Genomic DNA, 12,535 nt, shown 5'->3' with positions numbered 1-12,535 from the left:
GGAAGAGGGACGATGACGGAGAATCCGGCGGCACCGCGCGAGCCCGGGCACGAGGAACGCCTCGTCGGAGGCCGAGAGGACGGGTTCCGGCGCGAACAGCGCCATCTGGTGGCGGAGTTCGTAGGCGCCGCCTTCCCGGTACGCCTCGCCGCTCAGGCGCGCACGCTCCTCCGGGCCGAGCGAGGGGGAGCGAACGATGTCCTTGAGCTGATTCCTGGTACGCGTCAGCGCCGCCAGGTACTCGACGTACAGCCGGCGTTTCGATTCCTGGCGTCGCACCGCCTCGTCGCGCCGCGACCTGGCCCGCTCCGCGATCATCGTCGCGGCCAGTGCCACGACGCCGCCCACCGCCGTTCCGACGAGAGTCCCCCAGTCCACGGCGTCACAGTAGACCAGCGGGCCCCGGCGGTCGCCGCCCGGGTGACGCGCCACGGGCGCCCGGCGGGCGCGGGCGGCGGCGCGGCCGGATCCGTATGCTGACTGCCGCGATGAGAGCAGCCACCCCGCGAGGAGCGGCCGCCCGCGCGCCCGGCCGGGGCCCTCGGCCGCAGCAGCTTCGGTTGGAAGAGGGACGATGACGGAGAATCCGGCGGCACCGCGCGAGCCCGGGCACGAGGTGGCGGACGCGCACGGCCTGCTGCTCGCGTATCTCGACTACTACCGTGCCGTGGTGCTCGCCAAGGTGGACGGGCTGTCCGAGGAGGAACTGCGCACCTCGCGGCTGCCGTCCGGGTGGGCACCGCTGGAGATGATCTGGCATCTCGCGCACGTGGAACGCCGCTGGCTGCGCTGGGGCTTTCTGGGCGAGGAGGTCGAGGAGCCGTGGGCCGACTGGTTCCACGGACCCTCGGGCCCGGAGCGCTGGGCGGTGCCCGACGGGGTGAGCACCGCCGAGGTGCTGGAGACCTTCCACCGGTACGTCGCGGACTCCCGGGCGATCACCGCGGATGTCGCGCTGGAGGCGCGGGCCGAGGGGAGCGGCCGGTTCGCCTCGGCGGGAGAGGCGCCGACGCTGGGCTGGATCCTGTTCCATCTGCTCCAGGAGTACGCGCGGCACGCCGGTCACCTGGATGTCGTACGTGAGCTGGCGGACGGAACACGGGGAGAGTAGCGAACCCGGACAACCCGGACTACGGTGGAAGGAACGCCGCGACGGGCTCCGATCGCGCGGCCCGCGCGGTGGTACGCGAACGCGAACGCAAACGCAAACGCAAAGGAGTACCCGCCATGACCACCGCCGCGGACATGATGAGCCAGGGTGCCGAGTGCATCCCCATGACCGAGACCCTGGACCGCGCCGCCCAGCTCATGCGGGAGCTGAAGGTGGGCGCGCTGCCCGTCTGCGACGCGGACGAGCGCATGCAGGGCATCGTCACCGACCGCGACATCGTCGTGAAGTGCGTGGCCGCCGGGCACGACCCCTCCCGGGTGACCTGCGGCGATCTGTGCGAGGGCACACCGCGCTGGATCTCCGCCGACGCCGACGCCGGTGAGGTGCTGAACGAGATGGAGACGCACCAGATACGCCGGCTGCCGGTGATCGACGGCAACAAGAATCTGGTCGGCATGATCAGCGAGGCCGATGTGGCCAGGACGCTCGACGACGAGCAGGTGGCCGAGTTCGTCGGACGGGTCTACGCCGGCTCCTGAGGCCGCCGTCACCCGGACGGCCCACCCGCCGCCCCCGCCCCGCCCGGCCCGCGGGCCGCTCGGCGGGCGGGCGGCGGTGAGCCCGGCCATCCTGAGGTCATGGCTACGAACTCACGCCCCCGGAAGGCGAGCGGCACGACCCCGCTCGGGGACTTCTTCACCCCGGGCCGCATCACCGCCCTGCTGGTCGCGGTGCTCGCTCTGATCTTCATCTTCGAGAACACCCGCAAGACCCGGATCCGGCTGCTCATCCCCGAGGTCACCATGCCGCTGTGGGTCGCGCTGCTGGCCACCGGCCTGATCGGGCTGTTCCTGGGCATGTATCTGATGCACCGCAGAAGATAAACCCCCGATGCCCTCTTTCACCCGACTGGGTGACCGTGTTCCATGGTCATCACGGTGCCGGCCGCACAGGCCGGAGGCGAAGGGGAGCGAGGGTGTCCATGACGGGAACCGCAAGCGCGGCCGGAGCCGCCACCGGCGCCGGCCCGGCCACGGTCCGCCGCGGCACGCTCACCCTCCCCGCCGCGCCCCTGGGCCCGGAGAACCCGCTCCCGCCGCTGCTCCCGCTGGACGAGGCACACCGCCTCGACCCCGCCGAACTCGCCGTGCTGCCGCCGGACGCCGCCCGGCAGGCCACCTGCGCACCGCTCACCTCGGTGCTGCCCACCCGGCTCAACGACGGCTACGGCCGCGCCCGCGAGGCCACCGAGGTCGCCACGCTCGTCCTGGAGAACGACCGGCTGCGCGCCACCGTGCTGCCCGGCTGGGGCGGCCGCGTCCACTCGCTGTTCCACAAGCCCACCGGGCGCGAACTCCTCTACACCAACCCGGTGCTGCAACCCGCCAACTTCGCGCTCAACGGCGCCTGGTTCTCCGGCGGCATCGAATGGAACATCGGCGCCACCGGCCACACCACTCTCTCCTGCGCCCCGCTGCACGCCGCCGCCGTCCCCGCCCCCGACGGCGGGCAGATGCTGCGGCTGTGGGAATGGGAGCGGCTGCGCGACACCCCCTTCCAGGTCGACCTGTGGCTGCCGACCGGCTCCGACTTCCTGCACGTCGGCGTTCGCATCCGCAACCCCCAGGACACCACCGCGCCCGTCTACTGGTGGTCCAACACCGCCGTCCCCGAGCGCCCCGGCACCCGGGTGCTGGTCCCCGCCGACTCCGCCTGGCACTTCGGCTACGAGCGCCGGCTGCGCCGCGTCCCGGTCCCCGGCACCCCCGGAGGACCCGACCGCACCCGCCCCGGGCACGGCGACCACCATCCCGCCGACTACTTCTACGACGTGCCCGCCGCGGCCCGTAAGTGGATCGCCGCCCTCGACGCGGACGGGCACGGCCTGGTGCAGACCTCCACCGCCGCCCTCCCCGGCCGCAAACTCTTCGTGTGGGGCACGGGCCCCGGCGGGCGCCGGTGGCAGCGCTGGCTCACCGAGCCCGGCACCCCCGGCTACGCCGAGATCCAGGCGGGCCTCGCCCGCACCCAGCTCGAACACCTCCCGCTGCCCGCAGGCGAGGAACTCAGCTGGCTGGAGACGTACGGCCCGCTGGCCGCCGACCCCGCCCGCAGCCACGGCGCCGACTGGGCCGACGCCCGCACCCACACCGGGCACGCGCTGGAGGCCGCCCTGCCCGCCGCCGCCCTGGACGCCGCCTGGGCCGCCTGGCGCCCGCACGCCGACCTCGCCCCCGGCGAACCGCTGCACACCGGCAGCGGCTGGGGCGCCCTCGAAGTCGCCCGCGGCGGCTACGAACTGCCCGGCACCCCCTTCGACCCCGCCACCCTCGGCCCCGCCCAGCGCCCCTGGCTCGCCCTCCTGGACACCGGCCGGCTCCCCGGCCACGCCCTGCCCGCCGCCCCGCCGGGACCCACCCTGGTCGCCCGGCCCTGGCGCGAGAAGCTGGAGTGCGCCACCCCCGGCGGCCCGCTGACCGACTACCACCTGGGCGTCGCCCAGTGGCACGCGGGCGACCGCGCCCAGGCCGTCCGCAGCTGGGAGCGCGCCCTGGCCGACGGCCCGAGCCCCTGGCCGCTGCGCGCCCTCGCCGTCGCCGATGCCCGCGCCGGGCACCCCGTCCGGGCCGCCGAACGGGCCCTGACCGCCGCCGAGCTGGCCCTGGCCGAACCCGCCTCCACCGAGCCCGCCCTGACCGCCCTCGCCACCGAAGCGGTCACCGCCCTGCTGACCGCATCCCGCCCGGATGCCGCCCGCGCCCTCCTGGAACGGCTGCCCGCGCCCGTACGCGCCCGGGGCCGGCTGCGGCTGCTGGCCGCCCGCACCGAACTCGCCCTGGGCCGGCGGGAAGCGGCCCGCGCCCTCTTCGACGAGCCCTTCGAGATCCCCGATCTGCGCGAGGGCGAGGAGTCCCTGCACGCCACCTGGGCCGCCCTCACCGACGAGCCGCTGCCCGCTCACTACGACTTCCGGATGCGGCCCGAGGACGGCCCGGAACCCGCCTGAACGACCGTACGGGCACCCCCCGCCCGACCGAACGGGCCCGAAACGGGCACTGTCTTTGACCGTACGGGCGCCCGCCCCTGCCATGGAAAGCGCTGTCCGCGTGCTGTCCGAAGCGGCCCCCCACCGCTCCGAACGGGCACAATCGGGCAGGATTCATCGAACACCTGGCCTGTTCGACGCCCCGTTCTCAACGGTAGAACTCTGCAAGCGGCCCGAACGGGCAGCGACAGCAACGCAGCTGTGCGGGTAAGGAGCGTGGACGCAATGACCGCTGAAGAGCGCCAGCGCGCCATCGTCGGCGCGGCACGCCGCGCCGGTTCGGTCGAAGTGGGCGCCCTCGCCGAAGAACTCGGCGTCGCCAAGGAGACCGTACGCCGCGACCTGCGCGCCCTGGAGGCCCACGGACTGCTGCGCCGCACCCACGGCGGCGCCTACCCCGTCGAGAGCGCCGGCTTCGAGACCACGCTCGCCTTCCGCTCCACCATGCACGTCCCCGAGAAACGGCGCATCGCCGCGGCCGCCGCCGAACTGACCGGCGAGGCCGAGACACTCTTCATCGACGAGGGCTACACCCCCCAGCTCATCGCCGAATCCCTCCCCAGGGACCGCAGCCTGACCATCGTCACCGCCTCCCTGGCCATCGCCGGCCACCTCGCCACCGTCCCCGGCTTCAACGTCCTGCTGCTCGGCGGCCGGGTCCGCGGCGGCACCCTGGCCACCGTCGACCACTGGACCACCCGGATGCTCTCCGGCTTCGTGATCGACCTGGCCTTCATCGGCGCCAACGGCATCTCCCGCGAACACGGCCTCACCACCCCCGACCCGGCCGTCAGCGAGGTCAAGCAGCAGGCCGTACGCGCCTCCCGGCGCCGGGTGTTCGCCGGCGTGCACACCAAGTTCGGTGCCGCCAGCTTCTGCCGCTTCGCCTCCGTCACCGATCTGGATGTGATCGTCACCAGCACCAGCCTGTCCACCGCGGAAGCCCACCGCTACAGCCTCCAGGGCCCGCAGGTCATCCGCGTCTGACACCCGAACGACCCCCGTCCGTCTCCCCGACCCCCCAGCGGGCGGTGCAACGCCGCACGCCCGAAACACCAGGAGAACCGACCATGCGCCGCAGTCAGAGCCGACGCGCCCTCCGCACCGCCGCCGCCGTCACAGCGGCCGGTGCCCTCCTCGCCGCCTGTTCCGGAGCCGGAGGTGGATCCGGCTCGTCCGGCGGCGACAGCATCAACGTCCTGATGGTGAACAACCCGCAGATGACCCAGCTCCAGCGGCTCACCGCGGACCACTTCACCAAGGACACCGGCATCAAGGTGAACTTCACCGTGCTCCCGGAGAACGAGGTCCGCGACAAGATCAGCCAGGACTTCGCCAACCAGGCGGGCCAGTACGACGTCGCCACCATCAGCAACTACGAGACGTCCATCTACGCCCGCAACGGCTGGCTCCACGAACTCGACCCGTACCTGCGCGACGACGCCGACTACGACGTCCAGGACATCCTCACCCCCATCCAGCTGTCGCTGACCGGTGAGGACGGCAAGCTCTACGCCCAGCCGTTCTACGGCGAGTCGTCCTTCCTGATGTACCGCACCGACGTCTTCGAGGAGCACGGGCTGACCATGCCCGAGCAGCCCACCTGGACCGAGGTCGCCGAACTCGCCGCCCAGGTCGACGCGGCCGAGGACGGCATGAAGGGCATCTGCCTGCGCGGCCTCCCCGGCTGGGGCGAGGTCATCGCCCCGCTCACCTCCGTGGTCAACACCTTCGGCGGCACCTGGTTCACCGAGGACTGGGAAGCCCAGCTGGACTCGCCCGAGTTCACCGAGGCCACCCAGTTCTACGTCGACCTCGTCCGCGAGCACGGCCAGTCCGGCGCCGCCCAGTCCGGCTACGCCGAGTGCCTGAACAACATGGTCCAGGGCAACACCGCCATGTGGTACGACGCCACCGCCGGCGCCGGCTCCCTGGAGGCCGACGACTCCCCGGTCGCCGGCAACATCGGCTACGTGCCCGCCCCCGTCGAGCAGACCGACTCCTCCGGCTGGCTCTACACCTGGGCCTGGGGCATCCAGGCGGCCTCCACCAAGGCCGACACCGCGTGGGAGTTCATCTCCTGGGCCTCCAGCAAGGAGTACGAGGAGCTGGTCGGTGAGACCCTCGGCTGGTCCAACGTCCCGGCCGGCAAGCGCACCTCCACCTACGAGAACCCGGACTACCAGGAGGAGGCCGCCGCCTTCTACCAGGTGACCCACGACGCCATCGCCGCCGCCGACCCGGTCAACCCCGGCGTCCAGCCCCGCCCGGTGCCCGGCATCCAGTTCGTGACCATCCCCGAGTTCGCCGACCTCGGCACCAAGGTCTCCCAGGAGATCAGCTCCGCCATCGCCGGCCGGCAGACCGTCGAGGAAGCCCTCGCCAAGTCCCAGAGCCTGGCCGACGCCGTGGCCGAGGAGTACCGCAACCGATGACCGCACCCGCTGTTCCGGCAGCGACTTCGCCCGGGACCGCGTCCCGGGCGAAGGCCTGGGCCACCCGCGCCCCGCTGCTCCCCGCCCTGATCTTCATGATCGTGGTCACCCAGCTGCCGTTCGTGGCGACTTTGGTGATCTCGCTCTTCGACTGGAACGCGCTCTACCCCGACGACCGTTCGTTCAACGGCCTCGGCAACTTCTCCACCGTGCTGTCCGACTCCGCGCTGCGGTCCTCGGTCACCACCACGGTGCTGCTGACCGCGTCCGTCGTGCTGATCAGCCTCGTGCTCGGCCTCGCCATCGCCCTGCTGCTGGACCGCAAGTTCCGCGGCCGGGGCCTGGTGCGCACCATGATGATCACCCCCTTCCTGCTGGTGCCGGTGGCCGCCGCCCTGATGTGGAAGCACGTCCTGTACAACCCGGAGTACGGGCTGCTCAACGGCATGCTCGTGTGGCTCGGCGACCTGCTGGGCTTCACCCCGCCGCAGCCCGACTGGATCTCCGAGATGCCGCTGCCGGCCGTGGCGCTCTCGCTGATCTGGCAGTGGACCCCGTTCATGACGCTGATCCTGCTGGCCGGCCTCCAGAGCCGCCCGCTGGAGCAGTACGAGGCGGCCCGGCTGGACGGCGCCGACAACTGGCAGATCTTCCGCCATCTGACGCTGCCGCACCTGCGGCGCTACCTGGAACTGGGCGCGCTGCTCGGCTCCATCTACATCGTCCAGAACTTCGACGCGGTGTTCACCATCACCCGGGGCGGCCTGGGCACGGCGAACCTGCCGTACGCGATCTACGAGGAGTTCTACCAGGCGCAGGACTACGGGGTGGCCTCGGCGGCCGGTGTGCTGGTGGTCATCGGTTCGCTGATCATCGCCATGTTCGCGCTGCGCGTGGTGTCCTCGCTCTTCCGCGAGGAGGGAAGCCGAGCATGAGCACGACCACGACCGAGACCGCCGTGTCGCCCCCGGCCAAGACGCCGCCGCCCGGCCGCACCCCGGCCACCGGCATCTCCCGCCGGCCCCGGCGCCTGACGTCCTTCATCCCCGGATTCCTCGCCTGGTTCGCCGGCCTGGTCTTCTTCCTCCCCGTGGCCTGGATGGTGCTCACCTCCTTCCACTCGGAGTCGGACGCCGCCAGCAACCCCCCGGCGCTCACCGCGCCGCTGACCCTGGACAGCTACCGGCAGTTCTTCAGCTCCGACGGTGCCAGCCCGTGGCCGCCGCTGATCAACTCGATGACCGCGTCGGTGGCCTCCACCCTGCTGGTGCTGCTGCTGGCGCTGCCGGCCGCGTACGCGCTGTCCATCCGCCCGGTCAAGGCCTGGCGGGACGCGCTGTTCTTCTTCCTGTCCACGAAGATGCTGCCGGCCATCGCCGGTCTGCTGCCGCTGTTCCTGTTCGCCAAGAACATCGGCTTCCTGGACAACATCTGGCTGCTGGTCCTCCTGTACACCTCGATGAACCTGCCCATCGCGGTGTGGATGCTCCAGTCCTTCCTGGCCGAGGTGCCGCCCTCGCTCATCGAGGCGGCCCAGATCGACGGCGCGAAGCTGCCGGCCATCCTGTTCCGGGTGGTGGGTCCCGTGGTGCTGCCCGGCATCGCGGCCACCTCGCTGATCTGCTTCATCTTCAGCTGGAACGAGATGCTGTTCGCCCGGGTGCTCACCGGCGTCACCGCCGAGACCGCCCCGGTGTTCCTGACCAGCTTCATCACCAGTCAGGGCCTGTTCCTGGCCCAGGTGTCCGCCGCGTCCCTCGCCATTTCCCTGCCGGTGCTCGCCGCCGGCTTCGCCGCCCAGGACAAGCTGGTCCAGGGCCTGTCGCTAGGAGCAGTCAAGTGAAAGCCGCACTCATCGAGTCCGTGGGCAAGGTCTCCCTGACCACCGTGCCCGACCCCACCCCGGGGCCGCGCGACGTGGTGGTGGAGGTGGCGGCCTGCGGGCTGTGCGGCACCGATCTGCACATCCTCCAGGGCGAGTTCGCCCCGACCCTGCCGATCATCCCGGGCCACGAGTTCGCGGGCGAGGTCGTCGGCATCGGCAAGGACGTCACCGAGGTCGCCGTCGGCGACCGGGTGGCGGTCGACCCGTCGCTGTACTGCTACGAGTGCCGCTACTGCCGCAACGGGCACGCCAACATGTGCGAACGCTGGGGCGCCATCGGCGTCTCGGTGCCCGGCGGTGCCGCCGAGTACGCGGTCGCGCCGGTCGCCAACTGCGTCAAGCTGCCCGAGCACGTCAACACCCAGGACGCGGCCCTGATCGAGCCGCTGTCCTGCGCGGTGCGCGGCTACGACGTGATGAACTCGGTGCTCGGCGCCCGGGTGCTCATCTACGGCTCGGGCACCATGGGCCTGATGATGCTGGAGCTGGCCAAGCGCACCGGCGCCAGCGGCGTGGACATCGTCGACATCAACCCCGAGCGGCTGGCCACCGCCCGCACGCTCGGCGTCAGCGCGGCGGCTGTCTCGGCGGACGAACTGGACCGGCCGCAGGGCTGGGAGATCGTCATCGACGCCACCGGCAACGCCGCCGCCATCCAGGACGGGCTCGGCCGGGTCGCGAAGGCCGGCACCTTCCTCCAGTTCGGCGTCGCGGACTACGCGACCACCGCCACCATCGAGCCGTACAAGATCTACAACCAGGAGATCACCATCACCGGCTCGATGGCCGTCCTGCACAGCTACGAGCGGGCCGCCGACCTGTTCGCCACCGGCATCCTGGACCCGCAGGTCTTCATCAGCGACCGGCTGCCGCTGGACCAGTACCCGCAGGCGCTGGACCAGTTCGCCAAGGGCGTCGGCCGCAAGACCGTGGTGACCCCGTAACCCGCGGGACGCTCACGCATGGAGCCGCGCCTCTCGACCATGGAGGGGCGCGGCTCCGCGCGCTTGACTGAGCCGCATGACCTTCCTGATGGCGGCCCTGCCGACCGCGACCCTCCTGACGGCGGCCTGTATGACCGGCGTCTTCTTCGCCTTCTCGGTGGCGGTGATGCCCGGCCTGAACGCCGTGGACCCCGGGCAGTCCGTCGCCGCGATGCGGAGCGTCAACGAACGCATCCTCAACCCCCTCTTCCTGGGCGCCTTCGTGGGTGTGCCCCTGCTGGCGGCCGGCGGCGGCGCGCTGCTGTTGCCGCGGGGTGAGCGGGGCGCGGCCGTCGCGCTGTTCGCGGCCGCGGGCGTCTACGCGCTGGGCGTGTTCGCCCCCACCGCGCTGGTGAACGTTCCGCTGAACGACCTGCTGGCCGCGGCCGGCACCCCCGACTCGGCGGAGCACGCGGCCCGTCTGTGGGCCGGCTACGCGCCCCGCTGGACCGCCTGGAACACCGCGCGGGCCGCCGCCGGCGCGCTCACCGTCCTGCTGACGGCCCTCGCCCTGTATCTGTGGGCGCGCGGCCCCGCCCCCGGGCGCGCGGGGTGAGCACCGCCCGGCGGCCCGGTCCGGCAAAAGTGTTTGCCGCCGCGACGACACCCGGTGAGGATGGTCCGGTGATCACTCCACCGGACCCCCGTACCCCCTCCGTACGCCCCCTCGCGGACGCCGACGTCCCCACCGCCGTCGACACCCTCGCCCGGGCCTTCGCCGACTACCCCTTCACCCGGCACGTCATCGCCGCGGACGGCCACGAGGACCGGGTCCGGCGCTTCCAGGAACTCTGCCTGACCCGGATCGGCAGGGAGTACGGCCGGGTATGGGTCGCCGACGGCGGCCGGGCCGTGGCCGTCTGGGCGGTGCCCGGCCAGGACCCCTCGCCCGCCTTCGCCGCACTCGCGCCGGTCTTCGCCGGACTGAGCGGCGACCGGGCCGCCGCCTACGCCTCGGCGGAGCAGGCCCTCGCCCCCCACCGCCCGCGGGAACCCGGCTGGTTCCTGGAGACGGTGGCCACCGCCCCCGAGGCCCAGGGCCGGGGCCTGGGCAGCGCGGTGCTGCGCCCCGGGCTCCGGGAGGCCGGGGAAGCGGGCCTCCCGGCGTTCCTGGAGACCTCGGACGAGCGGAACGTCAGGTTCTACGAGCGGCTCGGCTTCCGCGTCACCGCCGACGTCCGCCTCCCCGACGACGGCCCCCGCACCTGGTGCCTGCGCAAGGACCCGAGCTGAGGCACGCCGAGGGCTGGGGGCGGGCGGTCCGGCCGGACCGCTAGCGGGTCAGCAGGTCCCGCAGCCGGGCCGCCACCGCGGCCGGCGCCTCCTCGGCCATGAAGTGGCCCCAGCCGACCGTCTCGTGCCGCAGATCCGCCGCCCACGCCCCCCACAGCGCCGCCGCGTCGTAGCCCAGGGCCGCGCCCCAGTCCTGCTGGAGCACGGTCACCGGCATCCGCAGCCGGTTGCCCGCCGCCCGGTCGGCCCGGTCGTGGTCCAGATCGGCCCCGGCCGACGCCCGGTAGTCCGCCACGATGGAATCGACCGATGCCCGGCACGCGTCCAGATAGGCGGCCCGCACCGGGCCGGGGATCGCCGACGCGTCGCCCGCCCAGCCGTCGAGGAAGTACCCGAAGAACGCGTCGGGGGCACCCTTGATCAGCTCCTCGGGCAGCCCCGGCGGCTGCGCCATCAGATACAGGTGGAAGCCCACCGCCGCGCTCACCCCGTGCATCGCGTCCCACATGTCCAGGGTCGGCAGCACATCCAGCACGGCCAGATGGCTGATCGTCTCCGGGTGGTCGAGACCGGCGCGGAAAGCGACCAGCGCGCCCCGGTCGTGCCCGGCCAGCGCGAACCTCTCGTGCCCGAGCGCCTTGGCCAGGGCCACCGTGTCGGCGGCCATGGCGCGCTTGGAGTAGTCCCCGCCCACCGGCTTGTCACTGGCCCCGTACCCCCGCAGATCGGGGCAGATCACCGTGTGGTCCGCCGCGAGATCGGCGGCCACGTGCCGCCACATCAGGTGCGTCTGCGGAAACCCGTGCAGCAGCACGACCGGCGGCCCCGAACCGCCGACCGCCGTGTTCAGCTCCACCTCCTCCGCGACCCGGACCCGCCGGTACCCGAACCCCTCGATGACGGTCGCCGTCATGTCACTCACTTCCCATCCGCGTTGCGCTCGTCCCGCAGGACCCGACACCTCGACCCTCCACGGCGCGAATGAGCAGCCGATGAGTACGGTGAACGGGTGCGGGTCGACTTCGAAGTGCTGGGGCCGGTCACGGCGCGGGACGCCGCCGGGCGCCCGATCCCCCTCAAGGGGCCCCGCCACCGCGCGGTCCTCGCCCGGCTGCTCGTCGCCCACCGCCGCGTCGTCCCCGTCTCCCGGCTGGTCGCCGACCTGTGGGACGAGCCGCCCGCCGGCGCCGTACCCGCCCTGCGCACCTTCGTCGCCGCACTGCGCCGCGCCCTGGAGCCGGACCGCCCGCCCCGCACCCCCGCCCGGCTGCTGGTCACCGAAGGCCCCGGGTACGCGCTGCGCGCCGACCCGGCGACGGTGGACGCCGAGCGGTTCTCCTCGGCGGTCGCCGCCGCCACCACCCCCGACGCGCTGGCCGGAGCCCTGGCCCTGTGGCGCGGACCGGCCTACGCGGACGTCGCCGACGCCCCGTGGGCCCGCGCCGAGCGCACCCGGCTGGGCGAACTGCGGCTGCACGCCGTCGAGCGCCGCGCCGCGCTGCTGCTGGACCGGGGGAGCGCCGCCGAGGCCGTCCCCGACCTGGACGCGCACGTCACCGAACACCCCTGGCGGGAGGACGGCTGGCGGCTGCTGGCCCTGGCCCTGTACCGCACCGGACGGCAGGGCGACGCGCTGGCCGTGCTGCGCCGGGCCCGCACCCTGCTGGTGGAGCAGCTGGGCGTGGACCCGGGCCCGGCGCTGCGCCGGCTGGAGGCGGACATCCTGGCCCAGGCCGGATCACTGGCGGGCGGGGGAACGGTGGAGCGGGTGTGGGAGGAGACGGCCGCCGCGTACGACCGTACGGTGGCCGGCCGCTCCCGGGCCCGGCTGGAGTCGACGGT

At 73.0% G+C, this 12,535-nt stretch carries 14 protein-coding genes; 12 read left to right on the top strand and 2 right to left on the bottom strand.

What is annotated here, in order from left to right; genetic code table 11:
• The coding region (locus tag ACFV5N_RS16340) for a hypothetical protein (RefSeq protein WP_385599691.1) at nucleotides 1-378 on the bottom strand (378 nt) is incomplete at its 3' end.
• Nucleotides 379-574: 196 nt separating this feature from the next.
• On the opposite strand from ACFV5N_RS16340, the gene ACFV5N_RS16335 reads away from it, so the two are divergent.
• The 11 genes from ACFV5N_RS16335 (at nucleotide 575) to ACFV5N_RS16285 (ending at nucleotide 10,693) form a co-directional block, all read left to right on the top strand.
• Nucleotides 575-1,111, top strand: coding sequence for a DinB family protein (locus ACFV5N_RS16335; protein ID WP_385599689.1), 537 nt, complete (start codon nucleotides 575-577; stop codon nucleotides 1,109-1,111).
• Between the two features lie 116 nt (nucleotides 1,112-1,227).
• Nucleotides 1,228-1,650, top strand: a complete 423-nt coding sequence (locus tag ACFV5N_RS16330; RefSeq protein WP_385599686.1) for a CBS domain-containing protein — start codon at nucleotides 1,228-1,230, stop codon at nucleotides 1,648-1,650.
• A gap of 99 nt (nucleotides 1,651-1,749) precedes the next feature.
• On the top strand, nucleotides 1,750-1,995 hold the full coding sequence (locus ACFV5N_RS16325; protein WP_385599683.1) for a hypothetical protein: 246 nt from the start codon (nucleotides 1,750-1,752) through the stop codon (nucleotides 1,993-1,995).
• Nucleotides 1,996-2,093: 98 nt separating this feature from the next.
• Complete coding sequence (locus ACFV5N_RS16320) at nucleotides 2,094-4,118, top strand: DUF5107 domain-containing protein (protein ID WP_385599681.1); 2,025 nt, start codon at nucleotides 2,094-2,096, stop codon at nucleotides 4,116-4,118.
• Between the two features lie 264 nt (nucleotides 4,119-4,382).
• Complete coding sequence (locus tag ACFV5N_RS16315) at nucleotides 4,383-5,144, top strand: DeoR/GlpR family DNA-binding transcription regulator (protein WP_019432466.1); 762 nt, start codon at nucleotides 4,383-4,385, stop codon at nucleotides 5,142-5,144.
• 83 nt (nucleotides 5,145-5,227) lie between these two features.
• Complete coding sequence (locus tag ACFV5N_RS16310; protein ID WP_385599676.1) at nucleotides 5,228-6,592, top strand: ABC transporter substrate-binding protein; 1,365 nt, start codon at nucleotides 5,228-5,230, stop codon at nucleotides 6,590-6,592.
• Nucleotides 6,589-7,527 (top strand): carbohydrate ABC transporter permease, encoded by a 939-nt coding sequence (locus ACFV5N_RS16305; protein ID WP_385599673.1) that lies wholly within the window; start codon nucleotides 6,589-6,591, stop codon nucleotides 7,525-7,527. Before ACFV5N_RS16310 ends, ACFV5N_RS16305 begins: the two co-directional genes overlap by 4 nt.
• On the top strand, nucleotides 7,524-8,435 hold the full coding sequence (locus ACFV5N_RS16300) for a carbohydrate ABC transporter permease (RefSeq protein WP_385599669.1): 912 nt from the start codon (nucleotides 7,524-7,526) through the stop codon (nucleotides 8,433-8,435). Before ACFV5N_RS16305 ends, ACFV5N_RS16300 begins: the two co-directional genes overlap by 4 nt.
• The gene (locus ACFV5N_RS16295) at nucleotides 8,432-9,421 is read left to right on the top strand and encodes a zinc-dependent alcohol dehydrogenase family protein (RefSeq protein ID WP_385599666.1); all 990 of its coding nucleotides are present in this window, start codon (nucleotides 8,432-8,434) and stop codon (nucleotides 9,419-9,421) included. Before ACFV5N_RS16300 ends, ACFV5N_RS16295 begins: the two co-directional genes overlap by 4 nt.
• Before the next feature lie 76 nt (nucleotides 9,422-9,497).
• Nucleotides 9,498-10,016 (top strand): DUF1772 domain-containing protein, encoded by a 519-nt coding sequence (locus ACFV5N_RS16290; protein WP_385599663.1) that lies wholly within the window; start codon nucleotides 9,498-9,500, stop codon nucleotides 10,014-10,016.
• Between the two features lie 68 nt (nucleotides 10,017-10,084).
• Nucleotides 10,085-10,693, top strand: coding sequence for a GNAT family N-acetyltransferase (locus ACFV5N_RS16285; protein ID WP_385599660.1), 609 nt, complete (start codon nucleotides 10,085-10,087; stop codon nucleotides 10,691-10,693).
• A 40-nt stretch (nucleotides 10,694-10,733) separates the two neighbouring features.
• On the opposite strand, the gene ACFV5N_RS16280 is transcribed toward ACFV5N_RS16285, so the two are convergent.
• The gene (locus tag ACFV5N_RS16280; RefSeq protein WP_385599657.1) at nucleotides 10,734-11,606 is read right to left on the bottom strand and encodes an alpha/beta fold hydrolase; all 873 of its coding nucleotides are present in this window, start codon (nucleotides 11,604-11,606) and stop codon (nucleotides 10,734-10,736) included.
• Nucleotides 11,607-11,702: 96 nt separating this feature from the next.
• Here ACFV5N_RS16280 and ACFV5N_RS16275 point away from each other — a divergent pair.
• A partial coding sequence (locus tag ACFV5N_RS16275) for a BTAD domain-containing putative transcriptional regulator (RefSeq protein WP_385599654.1) occupies nucleotides 11,703-12,535 on the top strand: 833 nt, incomplete at its 3' end.

Origin of the sequence: Streptomyces sp. NPDC059853 (assembly GCF_042731495.1) — a bacterium.
Lineage (GTDB): Bacteria > Actinomycetota > Actinomycetes > Streptomycetales > Streptomycetaceae > Streptomyces.
Note: the sequence above shows the minus strand (reverse complement) of the source record. Positions and strands in the feature narration are given on the sequence as shown.

Bases quoted from the DNA above. Each gene is read 5' to 3' on its own strand.
- ACFV5N_RS16335 (WP_385599689.1), top strand. From the start codon at position 575: ATGACGGAGAATCCGGCGGCACCGCGCGAGCCCGGGCACGAGGTGGCG.
- ACFV5N_RS16330 (WP_385599686.1), top strand. From the start codon at position 1,228: ATGACCACCGCCGCGGACATGATGAGCCAGGGTGCCGAGTGCATCCCC.
- ACFV5N_RS16325 (WP_385599683.1), top strand. From the start codon at position 1,750: ATGGCTACGAACTCACGCCCCCGGAAGGCGAGCGGCACGACCCCGCTC.
- ACFV5N_RS16320 (WP_385599681.1), top strand. From the start codon at position 2,094: ATGACGGGAACCGCAAGCGCGGCCGGAGCCGCCACCGGCGCCGGCCCG.
- ACFV5N_RS16315 (WP_019432466.1), top strand. From the start codon at position 4,383: ATGACCGCTGAAGAGCGCCAGCGCGCCATCGTCGGCGCGGCACGCCGC.
- ACFV5N_RS16310 (WP_385599676.1), top strand. From the start codon at position 5,228: ATGCGCCGCAGTCAGAGCCGACGCGCCCTCCGCACCGCCGCCGCCGTC.
- ACFV5N_RS16305 (WP_385599673.1), top strand. From the start codon at position 6,589: ATGACCGCACCCGCTGTTCCGGCAGCGACTTCGCCCGGGACCGCGTCC.
- ACFV5N_RS16300 (WP_385599669.1), top strand. From the start codon at position 7,524: ATGAGCACGACCACGACCGAGACCGCCGTGTCGCCCCCGGCCAAGACG.
- ACFV5N_RS16290 (WP_385599663.1), top strand. From the start codon at position 9,498: ATGACCTTCCTGATGGCGGCCCTGCCGACCGCGACCCTCCTGACGGCG.
- ACFV5N_RS16280 (WP_385599657.1), bottom strand. From the start codon at position 11,606: ATGACGGCGACCGTCATCGAGGGGTTCGGGTACCGGCGGGTCCGGGTC.